Raw genomic sequence first — 21,094 nt, 5'->3', positions numbered from 1 at the left:
AGCCGTCCGGAAGGTGAACGCCCGGTATCCTCCATCGCCCCCGGCGCGCGTCGGGGGCGCGTGCCAGGATGAACGCGTGACCGACCGCCCCGAGAAGCTGCTTCTACTCGACTCCGCATCGCTGTACTTCCGCGCGTTCTACGGCGTGCCCGACACGGTGCGCGCTCCCGACGGCACGCCGGTGAACGCGGTGCGGGGGTTCCTCGACATCATCACGAGGCTCGTGACGACGTATCGGCCCACCCACCTCGTGGCGTGCTGGGACGACGACTGGCGTCCGCAGTGGCGGGTGGACCTCATTCCCACGTACAAGACGCACCGCGTCGCCGAAGTCGTCGCCGGGGCGCCCGACGTGGAACAGGTCCCCGACCCCCTCGAGGTGCAGGTGCCGGTGATCCGTGAGGTGCTCGACACGCTGGGCATCCGTATCGTCGGCGCCGCTGAGCACGAAGCCGACGACGTGATCGGCACGCTCGCGACGACCGCGACCATGCCTGTCGACATCGTCACCGGCGACCGGGATCTCTTCCAGCTCGTCGACGATGCGCGCGACGTGCGGGTCGTCTACACCGCGCGCGGCATGAGCAACCTCGAGGTGCTCACGGATGCCGCGGTCGTCGCCAAGTACGGCGTCCTCCCCTCGCAGTACGCCGATTTCGCCACGCTGCGCGGCGACTCCTCCGACGGTCTGCCCGGCGTCGCCGGCATCGGCGAGAAGACGGCGGCGGGACTGCTGGCCACGCACGGCGACCTCGCCGGCATCATCGCGGCCGCCGAAGCGGGCGAGGGCATGTCGGCAGGCATCCGCGCCAAGATCCTCGCCGGGCTTCCCTATCTCGCGGTCGCGCCGCAGGTCGTGGCCGTCGTGCGCGATCTGGCGCTGGATGTGCCCGACCCGCGCCTGCATCCGCTGGACGGGACCGCGAAGGCGGATGCCGCCGCCCTGGCGGAGCGATGGGCGCTCGGCGCCGCGATGACGCGCATCGTCAGCGCGCTCGACACCGTCTGACATCCGACGCGGGGACGCGACCCCCTGGGGCACTCCCCGCGTACTCCCGCGGGAGTACGTGCGCGGCTCCCGCGGTCAGATGGGTCACACCGTGACGCGGCGTAGCATCGTGCGCATGCCCGGCACCGCTGGATCGGACCCCGGCTCGCGTGCGGCGCGACGGCTCGACCCGCCCGGCGAGGACCTCTCGCCGCGTTTCCGGCCCCCGCCTGCGCTCGTGCTTCTGGTCCCGGTGTTCGTCGCGCTGATCGCCCAGGTCCCGGCCACGATCGCCGTGGCGTGGTGGCAGCACGTTCCGCTCCCACAGGCCATGACCGGCGTGGCGGTGGCGGCGGCATCCGCGCTCATGCTGCTAGCGGCACGACGCCTTCCGGGCCCGACGGTCGCAGTCATCGCGGTGCTCGCTGCAGCCGACCTCTTCCTTCCGCCGGTCGGCGGTCCGCCGCCGGTCGCTCTCGCGTTCGCCATCGTGGGCGCGGTCGTCCGCGGCGCGCGTCTGTGGGCGCTCATCTCTGTCGGGGTCGCCTGGCTCGTCGCGGTGCTCGGTGCGGAGTTCGCCGGAGTCGACTGGCATCCCGGACGGGTCGCGGCGGCCACCGTGGCGCTGGCGGTCTGCTTCGCCATCGGCGAGGGCCTGCGCGCCCGCATCCGCGGTGCCCAGGAGCGGCGCGCACAGCTGGCGGCGCGGCGCCGCGCCGCCGAGCAGGAGGAGCGCACGCGTATCGCCCGCGAGCTGCATGATGTGCTGGCTCATTCCCTCAGCCAGATCGCCGTCCAGTCCGGGATGGGCCTGCATCTGTTCGACCGGGAGCCCGAACGTGCGCGCGAGGCGCTCGCCAACATCCGCACCCTGAGCGCCACGGGTCTGGACGAGGTGCGCGGTGTGCTGGCGTTCCTGCGAGGGGAGGACGGCGGCGCGCCCGATACGGCGCCGCTCACCCCCCAGCCTCAGCTCGCTCAGCTGCCCGCGCTCATCGCCGGGCGCACGGGGCTCGGCTTGACCGTGACACTGGATGATCGTCTGGACGGCGGGGCTCCTCCCAGCGCAGTGCAGACGACCGCCTACCGCATCGCGCAGGAGGCGCTCACGAACGTGGTGCGCCACTCGGCCGCCTCACGCGCGACGGTGACCGTCTCGCGCGACGGGGAAGACCTCGTGCTCACGATCGCCGACGACGGGGCGGGGTTCCCGGCGCAGGCTCCCGAGCGCGGCGGCATGCGCGGCATGCGGGAGCGGGCGGAGCTGGCCGGGGGCGTGCTCACCGTCCGGACAGGGGCCGGCGGGACCACCGTGGTCGCGCGGATCCCGTGGGAAGGGGACGTGTCGTGATCCGCGTGGCGCTCGCCGACGACCATCAGCTCGTCCGTGCCGGATTCCGGGCCCTGCTGGACTCCGAGCCCGACATCGAGGTCGTGGCCGAGGCATCCGGCGGGGAGGATCTGCTCCGCACCCTCCGGCGCACGCCGGTGGACGTGGCGCTCGTCGACATCCGCATGCCCGACGGCGACGGACTGTGGGCAGCCGAGCAGATCGCCGCCGATCCGTCGCTGTCACAGGTTCGCGTCGTGATCGTCACGACGTTCGAGCTCGACGAGTACGTGATCCGCGCCGTTCTGGCCGGCGCGAGCGGCTTCCTCGTGAAAGACACCGAGCCGGCGGACCTCATCCGGGCGGTGCGATCCGTCGCCGACGGCGATGCCCTCCTGTCGCCGGGCGTCACCCGCAGACTGCTCGACACTGCCGCGTCGCGCCTTCGGCCGGCGCCCGATCCGCAGCTTCTCGCCACACTCACCGAGCGTGAGGTCGATGTTCTCCGCCTCGTCGCCGAAGGCCTCACGAACGACGAGATCGGCGCCCGGCTGTACCTGTCGCCTCTCACCGCGAAGACCCACGTGTCGCGCATCATGCAGAAGCTGCACGCGCGCGACCGGGTCCGGCTCGTGATCCTCGCTTACGAGTCCGGTCTGGTCGGGCCCGGCCGGCGATAGCACCCCGGTCGCTACTCCGACGAGACGACCCGAGATCACTCCGGAGGGCGGATTCGCGGATGCCGCCACCCGCGTTGACTCGAGGCATCCGGTCGACCGCCCGGTCCTCCGGTCCGAGAGAGGATTCCGCATGTCCACTGCACTCGCCACCGGAATGGTGGCCACCCATGTCGTCGGCCCCTGGGGCTTCGGCTGGTGGTTCCTGCTCATCCCGCTGTTCTGGATCACGCTCATCGCCATCCTGTTCGCCGTCTTCGGGCGTCGCTGGCGTCGCGCCGCTGCGGTCGGCGGCTACGGTCCCTACGGACGCACGCCGGCACGCCAGGCCGAGATCACCCTGGCGGAGCGCTTCGCCAAGGGCGACATCGACGAGACCGAGTACCGCGCGCGGCTCGAGGTGATCCGGGCGAACGCCGGGCAGTGACCGACCAACGGGCGCGAGCGCGACCCTCCGCCGAGACGGTCAGGCGTCGCGCTCGCGTCCGGTCCACGCGCGCAAGCGCTCAAGCGGCCAGGTCGTGACGATCCGCTCCGCCGGCACGCCGAGCCGTTCCGCGCGCTCGGCGCCGTAGTCCAGCAGCGAGAGCTGCCCCGGCGCGTGGGCGTCGGAGTCGATGGCGAAGAGGCATCCCAGCTCCAGGGCCAGTGTCATGAGGTCGTCGGGCGGATCCTGCCGCTCCGGGCGAGAGTTGATCTCGACCGCGACCCCGTGAGCGGCGCACGCCTCGAACACCGCTTTCGCGTCGAAGGTGGAGGGCGGTCTCGTGCCCCGCGAGCCTTCGACGAGTCGTCCCGTGACATGGCCCAGCACATCCACGTGCGGGCTCGACACCGCCGCAACGAGACGCCGCGTCATGGGTCCGCGTTCCATCCGCAGCTTGGAGTGCGCGGAGGCGACGACGACGTCCAGCTCGTCCAGCAGCTCCGGCTCCTGGTCGAGTGCGCCGTCCTCCAGGATGTCCACCTCGATCCCCGACAGCAGGGTGAAGCCGTCCCCGCTCATCCCCGCGACCACCTCGAGTTGCGTCCGCAGCCGGTCGGGCGAGAGCCCGTTGGCCACGCGCAGCCGCGGCGAGTGGTCGGTCAGTGCGAGGTACTCGTGGCCGAGGGCCCGCGCCGCCGCGACCATCAGGTCGATCGAGGTGAGCCCGTCCGACCAATCGCTGTGCGAATGCAGGTCCCCACGCAGCTTCGGCCGCAGGGTGGATGCGCGCTGGACGCCCGCCCGTTCGCGCAGGTCGGCGAGGTACGCCGGCACCTCACCGGACAGAGCCTGCTGGATGACCGCGAACGTGGAGTCGCCGATGCCCTTGCGCCGTCGAAGTGCGGCGAAGTCACGGAGTTCCGCCTCACTGAGGCCCGCGATGGCGTCCGCCGCCGCACGGAAGGCCTTCGACTTGTATCTCGACGAGCGCTCTCGCTCCAGGAGCGTCGCGATCTCGGTCAGCGCGTCATGCGGATCCACGCGGGGCGCCCACCCGGTCAGACGTTGTTCGCCGGGCGCACGACCACCGGTGCGCTCGCGAGCCGGTGCAGTGCCCAGCCGAACAGGATGGACAGGATGCCGATGCCGATGGCGAATGCCGCCACCCCGAACGACACGACAGAAGTGAACAGGGAGGCCCGAAGGAACGAGGCGTTCATCATCGTGGCACGCGCGGGGTCGTCCTGCGACAGCTCGGCATAAGCTCTGCCGTCGGACGCCTCGAGCGCGTGCTGCTGGATGATGTCGGCCTGCACGTAGGCGGTGAAGGGTCCCGCTACCGTCTGGCCCTGGAACGCCATGGCGTCGTCAGGAATGGTGATCCGCTCGGCCTGCAGCTGAGTCGACACGACGATCCACACCACGATCCCAGCGACGATGAGCAGGATCCCCGCCAGGATGCCGAGGATCCCGACGGCCTTGACGCCACCGAGCCTGCGAGCGGGCGGTTCGACGGAGCCTTCGAACGCTGCTGGGGTCTGATCGGTCATGTCGTCCTCCAAACGCGACGGTCGCCTCCCGGGCCACACGCTAGCGGCGCCGGGCACCGACGCGGAAGACCCGGTGCTCGGCGAGCCGCCGCCGGCGGGAAAGCGCGGCAAAATCAGGAGGCCAGGGCGCGGGTGGTCTCGATCCAGCGGTCGAGCGTTGCCGAGGCCCCACCGCTGTCGATGGCGGACGCGGCGTCGTCCCGGGCCTCGGCCAGGCGTTCGAGGATCGGGCGCTGCACCTGCGTCGCGTCGCGGAACAGACGGTAGGCGACGATCCCCGCCGCGGCGTTGAGCAGCACGATGTCGCGGACCGGCCCTTCCTCGCCGCTGAGGACCCGGCGGACCACGGCCGCGTTGTGGGCCGGGTCGCCACCGAGCAGATCGTCGATGTCGGCGAGCGGGATGCCGAGGTCCCGGGGGTCCAGGTCGTGTTCGTGGATGTCGCCGAGGCTGACCTCCCACAAGCGGCTGTGCCCGGTCGTCGTCAGCTCGTCCAGCCCGTCGTCACCGCGGAACACCAGTGCTGTGGCTCCCCTGGTGCGGAAGACTCCCGTGATGAGCGGCACGCGGTCCAGGTGCGCGACACCCACCGCGTTCGCTTCGGCCCGGGCCGGGTTGCACAGCGGTCCCAGGAAGTTGAACACCGTCGGCACGCCGAGCTCGCTGCGCGTGGGGCCGGCGTGCTTGAACCCGGGGTGGAAGGCCGCGGCGAACGCGAAAGTGATCCCCGCTCGTGAGAGCGTCTCGGCCACCGCGTCCGGCGAGAGCGTGAGGTCGACGCCCAGCGCGCTGAGCACGTCCGAAGACCCCGACGACGAGCTGGCCGCCTTGTTGCCGTGCTTGACGACCGGGACCCCGGATGCCGCAGCGACGAGCGCCGACATGGTCGAGACGTTCACCGTTCCGAAGCGGTCGCCCCCGGTGCCCACGATGTCGAGCACCGCAGCATCCACGGGAAGGGGCAGCGCCGCCTCAAGGATCGCGTCCCGGAAGCCGACGATCTCGTCGACCGTCTCGCCCTTCGCCCGCAGCGCGACGAGGAATCCCGACAGCTGAGACGGCGTGGCGGTGCCCGTCATGATCTGCCGCATGGCCCACGTCGACTCCGAGACGCTGAGGTCCCGCTTCTCGAGCAAAGTCGTGAGGATCCCCGGCCACGTGTACAGCTCCGCCATAACGCAGAAGCCTAGTCGCGCGCGGGAATCGGAACCGATTCGTGACAGGGAGCGCACCGCCGCGCCGATTCTGCGACTTCACCACGTGTTCATGGCAGAGTCGCAGAGTTCTTTTAGGTTCCCCTAAGTTCACGGGCACGCCCCGACATACGCTCGGATGCGAAAATCGGGCGCCTGAATCGGCCATAATGGGGAACGTGACGACCTCCACAGCGACCTACTCCCAGGCCATGCGGTCCGTCAAGCGGCCGGATCCGGTCGCCGTCGGAACCATCGTGTGGCTCGGCAGCGAGGTGATGTTCTTCGCGGGCCTGTTCGCGATCTACTTCACCCTGCGCAGCACCTCGCCCGATCTGTGGGCGCAGGAGACGCAGCTGCTGAACATCCCCTACGCGACGGTCAACACGATCATCCTCGTGCTGTCGTCCGTCACGTGCCAGATGGGCGTGTTCGCCGCCGAGCGCTTCCAGCCCTACTCGCTGAAGAAGCGCGGCTGGCTGGGCTGGGGAATGGTCGAGTGGTTCTGGCTCACGTTCGCGCTGGGCGCCATCTTCGTGTCGGGTCAGGTGTGGGAGTACGCCCAGCTCGTCACCGAGGGCATGCCGATCACCGCGAACGCGTACGCGTCGGCGTTCTACCTCACCACCGGTTTCCACGCCCTCCATGTGACGGGCGGTCTCATCGCCTTCCTCCTCGTGATCGGACGGGCTTACGCCGTCAAGAACTTCGGGCGCAAGGAGATGACGTCCTCGATCGTCGTGTCGTACTACTGGCACTTCGTCGACGTCGTGTGGATCGCCCTGTTCCTCGTCATCTACTTCCTGCGATAAGACCGGAGCTGATTCCCGACATGGCACGAGAGACCAGGCGTCCCCGAGACCGTCGCGTACCCAACGACCGTGCGCAGGGCCGTCGCAGCCCCTGGGCGGCCGCCGCACTCATCGGCATCGGCCTGCTGATCACGGGCGGCGTCTACGCCGGCGCGTCCGCCGCGATGGCGGCGACCACTCCCGAGACCGCCGTGAACTCGGCGCTCGGCGTGGAGGACGGCAAGAAGCTCTTCCAGGCGAACTGCGCCACCTGCCACGGGCTCGACGTGCAGGGCACCGACGACGGCCCCTCGCTGTACGGCGTCGGCGAGCTCGCGGTGCACTTCCAGATGAGCACCGGCCGCATGCCGCTGCAGAAGCAGGGCCCCCAGGCGCCGCAGAAGCCGCCGCAGTTCACCGAGGAGCAGATCGCCGCGATCGGCGCGTACGTGCAGTCCATCGCACCAGGACCGACCTACCCCGACGAGAAGATCCTCGACGGCCAGGGGAACGAGTCCGAGGGCGGCGAGCTGTTCCGCATCAACTGCGCGATGTGCCACAACGTCGCCGGCGCCGGCGGTGCTCTCACGGAGGGCAAGTACGCCCCCAACCTGCACACCACCAGCGCGCTGAACATGTACGCCGCGATGGTGACCGGGCCGCAGAACATGCCGGTGTTCAACGACATGACGCTGACCACCGAAGAGAAGCGCGACATCATCACGTATCTCCTCTTCCTGCAGAACGAGGAGTCCGTCGGCGGCTTCACGCTCGGCTCCCTGGGCCCCGTGTCCGAGGGCCTCTTCATCTGGATCTTCGGGATCGGTTCGCTGATCGCCATCACCGTGTGGATCACGGCGAAGTCCAACTGATCACGAACACCCCCACGCAACACTGACGAGGAGCAGCATGGCCCACGAGGACGACCCGCTCGAGCACGAGAGGGCTTCCTGGAAGCCCTCCCCCGGGCTCGCCGTCGCGGTCCCCGACCCGGTGCGCAACCCTGGCCTCCCCCCGCACCGCGAGCGGATGACGGACAAGGACCCGGCTTCGATGAAGCGCGCGGTCCGCACCGTGTACACGCTGTTCTACCTGTCGATCGCGGGCAGCATCTGGGCGGTCGCCGCCTACATGCTCTTCCCGATCGAGAGCGGGCGGCTGATCGACATCCGCCACAACAACCTCTTCGTGGGTCTGGGCATCGCCCTGGCTCTGCTGGCCATCGGCATCGGCGCGATCCACTGGTCGAAGGCGGTCATGTCCGACCGCGAGTTCGTCGAGCCGCGGCATGCGACGCGTGGTCGCGACACCACGCGTGAGGCGGCCATCAAGGCCTTCGCCGACGCCAACGAGGAATCCGGCTTCGGCCGCCGCGTGATGATCCGCAACTCGCTCATCGCCGCCCTCGTCGCCTCGGTCGTGCCCGGTGTGGTGCTGTTCCGCGGCCTCGCACCGTTCAACTCGCCCGAGGAGCCCAACGCCGGGGACCCGGTGTACCTCCTCGAGCACACGATGTGGAAGAAGGGCATGCGCCTGGCGCACGACCCGTCGGGCGAACCGATCCGCGCCGCCGACCTCACGCTCGGCTCGGCCGTGCACGTCATTCCCGAGGCGCTGGCCGAGATGGAGCACAGCGAGGGCTACCTGGACCAGAAGGCCAAGGCCATCGTGCTGCTGGTCCGTCTGCTCCCGGAGCAGCTCGTCGAGTCCGAGGAGCGCAAGGAGTGGTCGTACAACGGCATCGTCGCCTACTCCAAGGTCTGCACGCACGTCGGCTGCCCCGTCGCCCTCTACGAGCAGCAGACCCACCATCTGCTGTGCCCCTGCCACCAGTCGCAGTTCGACGTGACCGACCACGCGAAGGTCATCTTCGGACCGGCTGCCCGTCCGCTGCCGCAGCTGCCGATCACCGTCGACGACGAGGGCTACCTCGTCGCCCGCAGTGACTTCCTCGAACCTGTCGGCCCGAGCTTCTGGGAGCGTCATTGAGCACCGCAACCACCACCGAGCGGCCTGAGGCTCCCCCCGCGGCTCCTACGTCCCCGAACGGACGCGAGAAGCCTCTCGGCGGACGCTTCATCGGCGCGACGGCGAACTACATCGACGAGCGGACGAGCCTCTCCGGGTTCGTCAAGGAGCTCGGTCGCAAGATCTTCCCCGACCACTGGTCGTTCATGCTCGGCGAGATCGCTCTGTGGAGCTTCGTCGTCGTGCTGCTGTCGGGTACGTTCCTGACCTTCTTCTTCCAGGCCTCGATGGTCGAGACGCACTACACCGGCGCGTTCGTGCCCATGCGCGGCATCGAGATGTCGGCGGCCATGGCCTCGACCCTCGAGATCTCGTTCGACCTTCGCGGCGGCCTTCTCGTCCGGCAGATCCACCACTGGGCGGCTCTGGTGTTCGTGGCCGGCATCGGCGTCCACATGCTTCGCGTGTTCTTCACGGGCGCCTTCCGCAAGCCGCGCGAGCTGAACTGGGTGATCGGCTTCATCCTCTTCATCCTCGCGATGGGCGAGGGCTTCACGGGATACTCGCTGCCCGACGACGTCCTCTCCGGCAACGGTCTGCGCATCATCGACGGCATGATCAAGGGCATCCCGATCATCGGCACGTGGACCTCGTTCCTGCTGTTCGGCGGGCAGTTCCCCGGCGACGCGATCGTCGGCCGCCTGTACACGCTGCACATCCTGCTGCTGCCGGCGATCCTGGTGGGGCTGCTCGTGCTGCACCTCATGCTCATGGTGATCAACAAGCACACGCAGTTCGCCGGGGCAGGACGCACCAACAGCGTCGTGGTCGGCTACCCGATGATGCCGGTCTACATGTCGAAGATGGGCGGCTTCCTGTTCATCACGTTCGGCGTCATCGTGCTCATCGCGTCGCTGTTCACGATCAACCCCATCTGGAACTACGGTCCGTACGACCCGTCCCCGGTGTCGGCGGGCACGCAGCCCGACTGGTACATCGGCTTCGCGGACGGCATGCTGCGACTGATCCCGCCGGGCTGGGAGGTCGTCTTCCTCGACCGGACCTGGTCGTTCAACATCATCGTTCCGCTGGTCATCCTCGGCCTGTTCATCGTCATCGTCCTGATCTACCCCTTCATCGAGGCGTGGGTCACCGGTGACAAGCGCGAGCACCACATCGCCGAGCGTCCCCGCAACGCGGCCACGCGCACGGCCATCGGTGCCGCCGGTGTGACGTTCTACGCGGTCCTGTGGGCGGCGGCATCCTCCGACATCATCGCCACGCACTTCTGGCTGACGATGGAAGGTGTCATCCACACACTGCAGGCCCTTCTCATCGTGGGACCCGTGATCGCGTACTTCGTCACCAAGCGCATCTGCATCGCGCTGCAGAAGAAGGACCGTGAGATCGTCCTGCACGGGTACGAGTCCGGTCGTATCGTCCGTCTCCCCGGCGGCGAGTACATCGAGGTGCACCAGCCCGTCGACGAGTACGAGCGGTTCAAGCTCGCCGACTTCGGCGGATACGAGCCTCTCGTCGTGCGCCCGAACGCGAAGGGTCGCATCCCGTGGCACGAGAACCTGCGCGCTTCGGTGTCGCGCTGGTTCTTCGAGGACCGTCTCACCCCCGTCACGCAGGGCGAGCTCGACGCTGCTCTGGCGCACCAGCACCATGCGCTGGACCACATCGCGGTCGAGGAGGATGCCGAGCTCCAGGGCGCCCACGAGCGCGCCGGTGTACCCGACGCTCCGCACCGACCGATCGACGACGGAAAGCACGGCGAAGTGCCGGTGCGGCCGTCGAACGTCATCATCCCCGATCCGGATACGGGCACGACGCCACAGAGCCGCGACAAGGCCGACGACGAGTAGGTCCTCTCCGTTCGCCGATGCCCCGGCACGATCTTCGCGATCGTGCCGGGGCATCCTGCGTTTCACGCGGTGCCGAACGCCGAACGGAAACGGCAGGAATCCGGCGGGGGTTGGCGTCGTCCCGGCGCCCGGGCCGCGAGGCCGGCCACTAGCGTGAAAGCATGACCGACGCTCTCTCGTACTTCGCCGCCAAGCTCGCCCTCGAGACCGACGCCTCCGACGTGTATGCGGCGCAGAAGGCCGGCGAACCGTTCATCCTGGTCGACGTGCGGGGTGAAGAGGCGTGGGCGCAGGGACGCATCCGGGGCGCGGTGCACATGCCGTATCGCGACATCGCGGAGCGTGCGCCGCGCGAGATCCCCGTGTCGACGCCGGTCGTCGTCTACTGCTGGAGCCCTGGGTGCAACGCCGCGACGAAGGGCGCCCTCGAGTTCGCCAGGCTGGGCTACACGGTCAAGGAGATGATCGGGGGCTATGAGTACTGGGTACGCGAAGGCCAGCCCACGGAGAACGACGAAGGGCCGCTTCCGCGCGTCTTCGACCCGCAGGTGATGGTCGTCCGCGCGCCGGTGTCGCGCTGACGCTCAGGACGGATCGAACTCCTCGGTGAAACGACCGGCGGCGGCGCCGTAGAACGACGCCTCCGCTTGCACCTCCCCCGCGCTGAAGCCGCCCTCTGCGACGTCGCACACGACGACGGTGACGTTGTCATGGGAATCTGCTTCCAGCGCGAGCTCGACGCAACGCCGGGCGGCCGTCTCCGCGTCGGTGGGGTCCGCGAGCACAGCGAGGATGTCGGCGTCGGCGACATAGTCGGTCAGACCGTCGCTGCACAGCAGCCAGCGGTCCCCCGCCGCTGCCTCATACTCGGCGATCACGGCCGCATCACGCTCGTCGCCGCTGAGGGACGCCGTGATCACGTTGCGTCGCGGATGGTGCACGGCATCCTCGGGGGTCACCAGGCCTTGATCGACGAGCGCCTGCACGAAGGAGTCGTCGCGGCTCAGCTGCCACATGTGGCCGGAGCGCACCAGATACGCGCGGGAGTCGCCGGTGTGCGCGAGCAGCATCCCGCCCCGGCGAGAAGCGAAGACGCCGGTGAACGTCGTCGACATGCCCCGAAGGGCAGGATCCCGATCCACGTGCGCACGCAGGTCCCAGTTGGCGCCGCGGATGCGAGTGGCAAGCTCCTCCGCATCCAATCCGGCGGGACGGCCGGCAACCAGGCGATGCAGGAACGCGGCCGATGCCAAGTCACCGGCAGGGCCCCCTCCCACTCCGTCGGCGACAGCCGCGCCCCACGGTGACGTGAAGGCGGAATCCTGATTGACGCTGCGGTGCGGTCCACTCTCTGAGAAAGCGGCCGCGCGCACACGGACGCGGGGCTCCGTCATCGACGGGGCCCCACGTCGGTCGCGAGACGAGCCATTCAGCCGATCGCGGACGGGATCAGCGGGCGAAGTACCCGCGGTAGTACTCGTAGACCCAGCCGACGATGGCGACGACGAACACGCCGATGCCGATGGGCATGAGCCAGGCGCCGACGGCGAGTCCGATCATGCCGAGCGCTGCCGAGAACGCCAGCACGATGGGCCACCACGACCACGGGCTGAACTCGCCGAGCTCCGGGTCTCCGTCGTCGATGTCGGCGGTCAGCACGTCTTCGGGAAGCTCGCCACCCTGCGCCTTGTGGACGCGGCCGACGTAGAAGGCGATGAGCGCCGCCATGAAGGCGGTGAACAGCAGCGCGATGCTGCCGACCCATTCGATCGAGAGCGTGGCGGTCCGCCAGAGGGACTGCTCACCCGTGAGGTTGGTGTCCCAGTGCGAGATCAGGTTCCACACCGTGTACGCAACGAACACGAGGAAGAAGAAGGCGGACAGCAGCCACCAGAGTCCGGCGTTGGTACGCACTTACTTCACCTCTCCATCTGCGACGTCGGCAACCGGGGCTTCGGGAGCGTCCTTGGCCGGGCCCACGCCCACCGGGATGCCCGCCTCGGGGTGGTTCAGGTCGAACGCGGGCCGCTCGCTGCGAATCCGCGGAATCGACGTGAAGTTGTGCCGCGGCGGCGGGCACGAGGTCGCCCACTCGAGCGACGCGCCATAACCCCACGGGTCGTTCACGGTCACCTTGGGCGCCTTGCGCGAGGTGATCCACACGTTGAACAGGAACGGGATCATCGAAGCGCCCAGCAGCACGGCGCCGATCGTGGACACCTGGTTCTGCCACGTCCAGCCGTCGGCCTCGGAGTAGTCCGCGTAGCGGCGGACCATGCCGTCGACACCGAGCCAGTGCTGGATGAGGAACGTCATGTGGAAGCCGATGAACAGCATCCAGAAGTGCACGTACCCCAACCGCTCGTTGAGCATCTTGCCGGTCCACTTCGGCCACCAGAAGTAGAACCCGGCGAACATCGCGAACACCACCGTGCCGAACACCACGTAGTGGAAGTGCGCGACGACGAAGTACGAGTCGGACAGATGGAAGTCCAGCGGCGGCGAGGCGAGGATCACGCCCGTGAGGCCGCCGAAGACGAACGACACGAGGAAGCCGAGCGCGAAGACCATCGGCGTCTCGAACGTCACCGAGCCTCGCCACATGGTGCCGATCCAGTTGAAGATCTTCACCCCGGTCGGCACCGCGATGAGCATCGTCATGAGCGCGAAGAACGGCAGCAGCACCGCACCCGTGACATACATGTGGTGCGCCCACACCGCCACCGACAGCGCGGCGATCGCGATCGTCGCGTACACCAGGGTCTTGTACCCGAAGATCGGCTTGCGGCTGAACACCGGGAAGACCTCGGAGACGATGCCGAAGAACGGCAGCGCGATGATGTAGACCTCGGGGTGCCCGAAGAACCAGAACAGGTGCTGCCACAGCAGCACGCCGCCGTTGGCGGGATCGTAGATGTGAGAGCCCAGTACGCGGTCGGCGGCCGCGGCGAGGATCGCGGCCGCGAGCACCGGGAAGGCCATCAGGATCAGGATGCTGGTGACCAGCGTGTTCCACGAGAAGATCGGCATCCGCCACATCGTCATGCCGGGAGCGCGCATCGTGATGATCGTCGTGATGAAGTTCACGGCACCCAGGATCGTTCCGAAACCGCTCATACCGAGCCCGAGCATCCACAGGTTTCCGCCCACACCCGGCGAGAACGAGGCATTCGCCAGCGGCTGATATGCGAACCAGCCGAAGCCCGCCGCACCCTCGGGGGTGAGGAAGCCCGACACGGCGATCGTCGAGCCGAAGAGGAACAGCCAGAAGGCGAACGCGTTCAGGCGCGGGAAGGCGACGTCGGGCGCCCCGATCTGCAGCGGCAGGATGGCGTTCGCGAAGCCGGCGAACAGCGGCGTCGCGAACATCAGCAGCATGATCGTGCCGTGCATCGTGAACAGCTGGTTGTACTGCTCCTTGGTCGGGATGATCTGCATCCCGGGCTCGAAGAGCTCGGCGCGGATGATCAGCGCCATCACCCCGCCCAGCAGGAAGAAGATCACCGACGAGATGAGGTACAGATAGCCGATCGTCTTGTGGTCGGTGGAGGTGATCCACTTGACGATGATGTTGCCCTTCTGCTCGACGCGCGTCGCGCTGAGCAGTGCGGCCTGACGCGGCGGCAGAGTCGTGGAGCGACCCTGCGTCTTCTCCTGAAGCGGAAGCGTCGTCGCCATATCAGTTGTCTCCCTCTTCGTCCTCAGGGGTGCCGCCGGTGCCCGGCTCGTTCTGCAGACGGTCGTAGGCGTCGTTGATGTCGCCGGTCTGGCCCGCCTCGCGCAGCGAGTCGAGGTAGTCCTCGTACTCCTGCGGGCTCACGACCTCGACGTTGAACAGCATCATCGAGTGGTACTCGCCGCACAGCTCGGCGCACTTGCCGGCATAGGTGCCCTCGCGGGTCGGCGTGAAGGACCAGTAGTTGTCCTTGCCGATGTACATGTCCTTCTTGTAGAGGAAGTCGATGATCCAGAACGAGTGGATGACGTCGCGCGACTGGAGCTTGATCTTGACGGACTCGCCGACCGGCAGCACGAGCGTGGGCAGCTCGTTGATGATGTTGCCGCGCTCGTCGGTCTGGGCTTGCACGCCCATCGTCCAGACGGTGTCGTCGTCGGTCTCGCCGTCGTACTGGAAGTCCCACGACCACTGCTTGCCGATCGCCGTGATCTCGACGTCCGGGTCGTCGTACTGGGTCTCCAGGATCGTCTGGTCCCGCGCCGTGAAGGCGAAGAAGCCGATCACGAGGATCAGCGGCACGATCGTGTAGAAGATCTCGATCGGCATGTTGTAGCGCAGCTGGACGGGAAGGCCCATCTGACCCTTGCGCCGGCGGTAGGCGATCGCCGCCCACCCCATGAGGCCCCACGTGATGACGCCGACCACCAGGAGCACGATCCAGGAGTTGACCCACAGACCGGCGACCATGTCGGTGTGGTTCGTGGCCGCCTGGCCGTCTTCAGTGAACCCGGGGAGGAAGCCGTGCAGCTCGGTCGGGGTGCATCCGGCGAGGACTGCTGCCGCTGCGATCCCGATCGGGAGAACGGCCCAGCGGATACGGCGTTTCGAAGGCACGGTGCACCTTTCCGATCACGAACAGGACTCCTGTCAGTCTAGGGCAAGCGTCCAGGCGATTCAGGCCATCCGCCCAGCTTCGACCGTGTCGCCGACACGGAAAAAGGCGGGCCGGGGCGCCATTCATCTGCGCCCCGGACCCGCCGGAAATGTGCTCGAATCGTCAGCGGTCTCCCGCGACGCCGCTCAGTGGAAGCTGTCGCCGCAGGCGCACGATCCTGCCGCGTTCGGGTTGTCGATCGTGAACCCCTGCTCGGAGATCGTGTCCTTGAAGTCGATGGTCGCGCCGTCGAGGTAGGGCACGCTCATGTCGTCCACGATCACCTCGACGCCGTCGAAGTCGACGGTCTTGTCGCCGTCGAGGTAGCGCTCGTCGAAGTAGAGCTGGTAGATCAGACCGCTGCATCCTCCGGGCTGCACGGCAACGCGCAGGCGCAGGTCGTCGCGACCCTCCTGCTCGAGCAGGCTCTTCACCTTGCCGGCGGCGGCGTCGGTCAGCAGCACACCGTGCGCGTGGGCGGTCTGCTCGGTCGTCAGTGCGGTGTCGGTCATGGGACTCCTCCGGACGGGCCGCCCGGATCATCGGCCGAGCAGGTCGGTGATCCGCCCAGGCGGCGGGATGCCTAGATTCTACGCGTCTCCACGGCGCACCGGCTCCGAGATCGGCGTGTCACGCGTCGGCCGCCCGCGCATCCAGCTTCTCCAGCAGCAGCGCCTCGGCGAGGACCGCGTTGCGGAAGGTCTCCAGGTGCAGGGACTCGTTCGGGCTGTGCGCCTTGGCGTGCGGGTCCTCGACGCCGGTCACCAGGATCTGGGCCCCGGGGAACTCGCGCACGAGGTCGGCGATGAAGGGGATGGACCCTCCGACGCCGATGTCGACCGACTCGGCGCCGTAGCCCTCCTGAAGCGCCTCGCGTGCGGCCGCCACCGCCCAGCCGGACGTGTCGACGAGGAACCCGTCGCCGAAGTCGTGGTCGCTGAATTCCAGCTGGGCGCCGAACGGCGCGTGCTCGCGCAGGTGGGCCTCGATGGCGGCATACGCCTCCCGTGCCGTCTGTCCCGGCGCGATGCGCGCACTGATCACCACCGAGATCTCCGGGCTCAGGGTGTTCGAGGCGTTGACGACGCTCGGGGCATCGATCCCGGTCACGGTGATGGACGGCTTGTTCCAGATGCGGCTGAGGATCGTGCCGCGGCCGATCGGCGACACCCCCGCGGGGAGTCCGGCCTCGTCGCGCAGCGTCTCCTCGCTGTACGGCGGAGTGTCGGCATCCCGCTCGGTCAGGCCCGCCACCGCGACGGCGCCGTCGTCGTCCCACAGGGTCGCGAGCAGCTTGACGGTCGCCATCATGGCATCGGGAACCGCACCTCCGAACATGCCCGAGTGCGACGCATGCTCCAGGGTGCGCACGCGCATCGTGAACCGGGTGTTCCCCCGCAGCGAGACGGTCAGCGCAGGGGTCTGCGCGTCCCAGTTGCCGGAATCGGCGACGACGATCACATCGGCGCGCAGAGCGTCGGCGTTGTCGGTCAGGAACTGTGCGAAGGACCGGGACCCGGCCTCCTCCTCGCCCTCGAAGAAGAGCGCCACACCGAGGTCGAAGTCGTCTCCGATCCCCTCCTTCAGCGCCCGCAGTGCGGCCAGATGCGCCATGACGCCCGCCTTGTCGTCGGCGGCGCCACGACCGTAGAGGCGCCCGCCGCGCACCGTGGGTTCGAAGGGCGACGACTCCCAGAGCGCCTCGTCGCCCACCGGCTGCACGTCGTGGTGCGCGTAGAGCAGGATCGTGGGGCGGCCGTTGCGGGCGGCCCTGGTCGCCAGCACCGCGGGGTTGCCCTGCTCCCCCGTGCCGGGGACGGCGGCCGTACGGATCTCGACGGTCTCGAACAGCCCGGTGTCGCGCACGAGCTGCGCGACCGCCTCCGCGCTCCGCTGCACCTGCGCGGGGTCGAATCCCGGGAAGGCGACGGAGGGGATCCGCACGAGGGTGCCGAGATCGGCGAGGGCGGACGGGATGCCGGAGGCCGCGGCATCCCGCACAGCAGCCTCCCGGGAGAGCTCAGTCGTCATGCGGGTAATCTTAAGGGCACCCCTTCTCCGCACCTCGAGGATCACCCGTGGCAAAGAACTCCGCCCCCGCGCCGAACGACGTCCCTTCCGAGGGCACCGTCCTGAACGGCACGCCTGTCGGCAAGGGCCGTGCCACGCCGTCCCGCGCGGAGCAGGAGGCCGCTCGCAAGCGTCCGCTCGTGGCCGACACGAAGGAGGCCAAGGCCCGCGCCCGCGCCGACCTGGCCGCCCAGCGCGAGAAGGCCCGCATCGGGATGGCCAACGGCGATGCGCGCTACCTCCCCCGCCGCGACCAGGGCCCGCAACGCAAATTCGTGCGCGACTGGGTCGACGCCGGATGGCACCTCGGTGAGGCTGTCATGCCCGCCATGGTGCTGGTCATCCTGGCGACGTTCCTCCCGGTGCCGGCCCTCCAGTACTACGCCTTCGTGGGCCTGTGGATCTTCATCTTCTTCGTCATCGGCGACATGGTGATCACGTCGATCACCGTGAAACGGGCGGCGAGGAAGAAGTTCGGCGAAGGCAGGGTCGAGAAGGGCCTCGGATGGTATGCGGCCATGCGCACCGTTCAGATGCGCTTCCTCCGGCTTCCCAAGCCGCAGGTCAAGCGGGGTCAGAAGCCCGCCTGAGCGTCCCGCCCGGGTACCGAGCGCCCGCACCCCGGACGCTTCCGTCACGCGCCCCGCGTGAGTCCGCGATTGATCTGGCGCGCCCACAGCGGGCCGCGGTACAGGAACGCGGTATAGCCCTGCACCAGCGTGGCTCCGGCATCCAGCCGTTCCTGGACGTCGGCCGCCGTCTCGACGCCGCCCGCAGAGATCACGCAGAAGTCGTCGGGCACCGCCGCACGCACGAGCCTCAGGACCTCGACGGAGCGAGACTTCAGCGGAGCGCCGGAGAGCCCGCCCTCCCCCGCCGCCGCGACCGTGGCGGGGTCGGTGACCAGCCCCTCACGCGAAATCGTCGTGTTGGTCGCGATGATGCCGGCGAGCCCGGCATCCACCGCGAGGTTCGCGATCGCCGTGATCTCGTCGTCGGGCAGATCGGGGGCGATCTTCACCAGCAGCGGCGTGGCGCCGGCGGCGTCACGTACCGCATCCAGCAGCGGCCGGAGCGTCTGGACCGCCTGGAGACCCCGCAGCCCCGGAGTGTTGGGCGATGAGACGTTCACGACGAGGTAGTCGGCGAGCGGGGCGAGAAGCGTGGCGCTGCGGACGTAGTCGGTGGTGGCGTCCGCCACGTCGACCACGCGGCTCTTGCCGATGTTCACCCCGAGCACTGCGCGACGCGACTTCCGGCGCAGCTTGCGCAGCCGCACGGCGGCCGCCTCGGCGCCACGGTTGTTGAAACCCATGCGGTTGACGACGGCGCGGTCGGGGATGAGGCGGAAGAGCCGCGGGCGAGGGTTGCCGTCCTGCGGGATGGCGGTGATCGTCCCGACCTCGACGTGACCGAAGCCGAGCGCGTACAGGCCCGCGGCGCCGGTGACGTTCTTGTCGAATCCGGCCGCGACGCCGAACGGCGACGCGAACCGCAGTCCGAGCGCGGTCGTCGCCGATTCCGGCGCAGGCCGAGTCAGCGCGCGCGCCGCCCAGGAGAAGGGCGGAACCCCCAGGACCCGGATCACGAGCATCGCGGCGTGATGGGCGGACTCGGGATCCATGCGCGACAGGACGGCGCGGAACAGGAGGGGATACATCGTTCCTAGGCTAGCCGTTCGCCGCTTCCGCCCCTCGCCGCATCGTGCCGCGCGCTGGAGCAGCCGACGGGGATCGGGCTCAGCCGCCCGGACCGGCGGCTCTACTCGGCGGTCGCGGCCGTCTCGGCGCGCGCCGGTGCCCGTCCGTGGTCGACCCGCAGCTGCTCGATGGCGGCCTCGAAGTCCTCGAGCGAGTCGAACGCCTGGTAGACGCTCGCGAAGCGGAGGTAGGCCACTTCGTCCAGATCCCGCAGCGGCCCGAGGATCGCCAGGCCGATCTCGTTCGCGTCGAGCTGCGAGGCACCCGTCTGGCGGATCGTCTCTTCGACGGTCTGCGCGAGCACGGCGAGATCCGCCTCGGTCACCGGGCGGCCCTGGCAGGCCTTTCGCACACCGGACATGACCTTCTCACGGCTGAACGGCTCGATCACGCCGGAGCGCTTGATGACGTTGAGGCTCGCGGTCTCGACGGTCGTGAACCGTCCGCCGCACTGCGGGCATTGGCGACGACGACGGATGCTGAGACCGTCGTCGCTGGTGCGCGAATCGATGACGCGCGAGTCGGCGTGACGGCAGAACGGGCAGTGCATGACAGAGACAGCCTACGCCGGGTGCGACCCGCCGGCCTCTGCGGCCCGCGGATCCGCGAACCGGGCGGTGACGGCTTCACCGTGCGCGGGCAGCGCCTCGGCCTCGGCGAGCGTCACGATCGCATCCCGCACCGCGGCGAGAGCACCGCGGTCGTACTGGATGACCTGCTGCGGTCGCAGGAACGTGGCGGCGGACAGACCCGCCGAGTAGCGCGCCTGCCCGCCCGTCGGGAGCACGTGGTTGCTGCCCGCCAGGTAGTCGCCGAGACTGACCGGCGAATCGGGTCCCACGAACACCGCACCGGCGTGCACGAATTCCTCCGGTCGCGGATCGGCGAGGTGCAGCTCGAGATGCTCGGGGGCGTACGCGTTGCTGAAGGCCGTGGCCGCGTCCAGATCGTTCACGAGCACGATCGCCGACTGGGGGCCGCTGAGAGCGGCCGCGACGCGTTCGGCGTGGCGGGTCGCCGCAGCACGCGGCACGATCCCATCCCGAACGTCCTGTGCCAAGCGCTCGGAGTCGGTGACGAGCACGGCCGACGCCTGCTCATCGTGCTCGGCCTGGCTGATGAGGTCGACGGCGACGAGGTCGGCGTCGGCCGTGTCGTCGGCGACGATGAGGATCTCGGTGGCGCCGGCCTCGGCATCCGTCCCCACGCGTCCGGCGACCGCGCGCTTCGCAGCGGCGACGAAGTTGTTGCCCGGCCCCGTCACGACGTCGACGGGCACCAGTCCGAGGCTGTCGACACCGTGCGCGAGTGCGCCGATCGCACCGGCGCCGCCCATCGCGTAGACCTCGGTCACACCCAGCAGCCGTGCTGCACCGAGGATCACCGGGTGCACGCGACCGCCGTGCTCCCGCTGCGGCGGAGAGGCCAGGGCGATCTCCGCGACGCCGGCGACCTGCGCGGGCACCACGTTCATCACCACGCTGGAGGGATACACCGCCTTGCCGCCCGGCACGTAGAGCCCGACGCGCCGGACCGGCTGCCAGCGCTGGGTGACACGCGCACCGGGCCCGAGCTCGGTGACACGCGGCGCGGGCACCTGCGCACGGGAGGCCTCGCGGACGCGCGCGATCGCCTCCTCGAGCGCCGCGCGCACAGCCGGATCAAGGGACTCCAGCGCTTGGTCCAGGTGCGCGGCCGGCACCCGGATGTCGTGAGCGGTCACTCCGTCGAAGCGCTCGGCCTGCTCCCGCAGCGCCGTCTCACCGCGTGCGGCGACGTCGTCCACGATCCGGGCGGCCGTCGCGAGCGCTTCCTCCCGCGCAGCGGTGGCGCGCGGAACGGTCGCGAGAAGCTCGGCGGGAGACAGCGTGCGCCCGCGCAGGTCGATCGTCCGAAGCATCCTTCTACGGTATCGC

The 21,094-nt window shown here is 69.1% G+C and carries 22 protein-coding genes; 10 read left to right on the top strand and 12 right to left on the bottom strand.

Annotation, left to right across the window (positions count from 1 at the left end):
• Nucleotides 1-76 precede the first annotated feature (76 nt).
• From C9992_RS00970 to C9992_RS00955, 4 genes are all read left to right on the top strand, one after another.
• Nucleotides 77-1,009: a 5'-3' exonuclease gene (locus C9992_RS00970; protein ID WP_106813737.1), complete on the top strand. Its 933-nt coding sequence runs from the start codon at nt 77-79 to the stop codon at nt 1,007-1,009.
• Nucleotides 1,010-1,124: 115 nt separating this feature from the next.
• Complete coding sequence (locus C9992_RS00965) at nt 1,125-2,339, top strand: sensor histidine kinase (protein WP_146145280.1); 1,215 nt, start codon at nt 1,125-1,127, stop codon at nt 2,337-2,339.
• Entirely contained in the window at nt 2,336-2,998 is a 663-nt protein-coding gene (locus C9992_RS00960) for a response regulator transcription factor (RefSeq protein WP_160150817.1), read from the top strand. The genes C9992_RS00965 and C9992_RS00960 overlap by 4 nt, the downstream gene beginning before the upstream one ends.
• 130 nt (nt 2,999-3,128) lie before the next feature.
• The gene (locus tag C9992_RS00955) at nt 3,129-3,422 is read left to right on the top strand and encodes an SHOCT domain-containing protein (protein ID WP_106813734.1); all 294 of its coding nucleotides are present in this window, start codon (nt 3,129-3,131) and stop codon (nt 3,420-3,422) included.
• A 39-nt stretch (nt 3,423-3,461) separates the two neighbouring features.
• Here the strand turns inward: C9992_RS00955 and C9992_RS00950 are convergent, their stop codons facing one another.
• From C9992_RS00950 to trpD, 3 genes are all read right to left on the bottom strand, one after another.
• Nucleotides 3,462-4,463, bottom strand: coding sequence for a PHP domain-containing protein (locus tag C9992_RS00950; RefSeq protein WP_106813733.1), 1,002 nt, complete (start codon nt 4,461-4,463; stop codon nt 3,462-3,464).
• Between the two features lie 17 nt (nt 4,464-4,480).
• Nucleotides 4,481-4,972 carry an aromatic ring-opening dioxygenase LigA gene (locus C9992_RS00945; RefSeq protein ID WP_106813732.1) on the bottom strand — a complete coding sequence of 164 codons (492 nt, stop codon included), beginning with the start codon at nt 4,970-4,972 and terminating at the stop codon, nt 4,481-4,483.
• 113 nt (nt 4,973-5,085) lie between these two features.
• Entirely contained in the window at nt 5,086-6,147 is a 1,062-nt protein-coding gene (gene trpD, locus C9992_RS00940) for an anthranilate phosphoribosyltransferase (RefSeq protein ID WP_106813731.1), read from the bottom strand.
• A gap of 188 nt (nt 6,148-6,335) precedes the next feature.
• Between trpD and ctaE the strand changes: the two genes are divergently transcribed.
• From ctaE to C9992_RS00915, 5 genes are all read left to right on the top strand, one after another.
• Nucleotides 6,336-6,977, top strand: a complete 642-nt coding sequence (gene ctaE, locus C9992_RS00935) for an aa3-type cytochrome oxidase subunit III (protein WP_106813730.1) — start codon at nt 6,336-6,338, stop codon at nt 6,975-6,977.
• Nucleotides 6,978-6,997: 20 nt separating this feature from the next.
• Complete coding sequence (gene qcrC / locus C9992_RS00930) at nt 6,998-7,828, top strand: cytochrome bc1 complex diheme cytochrome c subunit (RefSeq protein WP_106813729.1); 831 nt, start codon at nt 6,998-7,000, stop codon at nt 7,826-7,828.
• Nucleotides 7,829-7,865: 37 nt separating this feature from the next.
• Nucleotides 7,866-8,945 (top strand): cytochrome bc1 complex Rieske iron-sulfur subunit, encoded by a 1,080-nt coding sequence (gene qcrA / locus C9992_RS00925; RefSeq protein ID WP_106813728.1) that lies wholly within the window; start codon nt 7,866-7,868, stop codon nt 8,943-8,945.
• The gene (gene qcrB, locus C9992_RS00920; protein ID WP_407662200.1) at nt 8,942-10,795 is read left to right on the top strand and encodes a cytochrome bc1 complex cytochrome b subunit; all 1,854 of its coding nucleotides are present in this window, start codon (nt 8,942-8,944) and stop codon (nt 10,793-10,795) included. Before qcrA ends, qcrB begins: the two co-directional genes overlap by 4 nt.
• A gap of 161 nt (nt 10,796-10,956) precedes the next feature.
• Complete coding sequence (locus tag C9992_RS00915) at nt 10,957-11,376, top strand: rhodanese-like domain-containing protein (RefSeq protein WP_106813727.1); 420 nt, start codon at nt 10,957-10,959, stop codon at nt 11,374-11,376.
• A gap of 3 nt (nt 11,377-11,379) precedes the next feature.
• Here the strand turns inward: C9992_RS00915 and C9992_RS00910 are convergent, their stop codons facing one another.
• The 6 genes from C9992_RS00910 to C9992_RS00885 form a co-directional block, all read right to left on the bottom strand.
• A complete protein-coding gene (locus C9992_RS00910; protein WP_106813726.1) occupies nt 11,380-12,189 on the bottom strand; it encodes a PP2C family protein-serine/threonine phosphatase in 810 nt (269 codons plus the stop codon).
• A gap of 55 nt (nt 12,190-12,244) precedes the next feature.
• A complete protein-coding gene (locus C9992_RS00905; protein WP_106813725.1) occupies nt 12,245-12,709 on the bottom strand; it encodes a cytochrome c oxidase subunit 4 in 465 nt (154 codons plus the stop codon).
• Nucleotides 12,710-14,473: an aa3-type cytochrome oxidase subunit I gene (gene ctaD, locus C9992_RS00900; protein ID WP_106813724.1), complete on the bottom strand. Its 1,764-nt coding sequence runs from the start codon at nt 14,471-14,473 to the stop codon at nt 12,710-12,712.
• Between the two features lies 1 nt (nt 14,474).
• On the bottom strand, nt 14,475-15,368 hold the full coding sequence (ctaC, locus tag C9992_RS00895; RefSeq protein WP_106813723.1) for an aa3-type cytochrome oxidase subunit II: 894 nt from the start codon (nt 15,366-15,368) through the stop codon (nt 14,475-14,477).
• Between the two features lie 186 nt (nt 15,369-15,554).
• On the bottom strand, nt 15,555-15,920 hold the full coding sequence (gene erpA, locus C9992_RS00890; RefSeq protein ID WP_106813722.1) for an iron-sulfur cluster insertion protein ErpA: 366 nt from the start codon (nt 15,918-15,920) through the stop codon (nt 15,555-15,557).
• Between the two features lie 118 nt (nt 15,921-16,038).
• Entirely contained in the window at nt 16,039-17,439 is a 1,401-nt protein-coding gene (locus C9992_RS00885) for a dipeptidase (RefSeq protein ID WP_106813721.1), read from the bottom strand.
• 47 nt (nt 17,440-17,486) lie between these two features.
• Here C9992_RS00885 and C9992_RS00880 point away from each other — a divergent pair, with 47 nt between their 5' ends.
• Nucleotides 17,487-18,068 carry a DUF3043 domain-containing protein gene (locus C9992_RS00880; RefSeq protein ID WP_106813720.1) on the top strand — a complete coding sequence of 194 codons (582 nt, stop codon included), beginning with the start codon at nt 17,487-17,489 and terminating at the stop codon, nt 18,066-18,068.
• 44 nt (nt 18,069-18,112) lie between these two features.
• Here the strand turns inward: C9992_RS00880 and C9992_RS00875 are convergent, their stop codons facing one another.
• The 3 genes from C9992_RS00875 to hisD form a co-directional block, all read right to left on the bottom strand.
• Nucleotides 18,113-19,138 (bottom strand): quinone-dependent dihydroorotate dehydrogenase, encoded by a 1,026-nt coding sequence (locus tag C9992_RS00875; RefSeq protein WP_106813719.1) that lies wholly within the window; start codon nt 19,136-19,138, stop codon nt 18,113-18,115.
• A 101-nt stretch (nt 19,139-19,239) separates the two neighbouring features.
• Entirely contained in the window at nt 19,240-19,728 is a 489-nt protein-coding gene (gene nrdR / locus C9992_RS00870; protein ID WP_106813718.1) for a transcriptional regulator NrdR, read from the bottom strand.
• Between the two features lie 12 nt (nt 19,729-19,740).
• Nucleotides 19,741-21,078: a histidinol dehydrogenase gene (gene hisD, locus C9992_RS00865; RefSeq protein ID WP_106813717.1), complete on the bottom strand. Its 1,338-nt coding sequence runs from the start codon at nt 21,076-21,078 to the stop codon at nt 19,741-19,743.
• Between the last annotated feature and the right edge of the window lie 16 nt (nt 21,079-21,094).

The organism is Microbacterium timonense (assembly GCF_900292075.1).
Classification (GTDB): domain Bacteria; phylum Actinomycetota; class Actinomycetes; order Actinomycetales; family Microbacteriaceae; genus Microbacterium; species Microbacterium timonense.
This window is presented reverse-complemented; position numbering and strand designations above follow the sequence as displayed.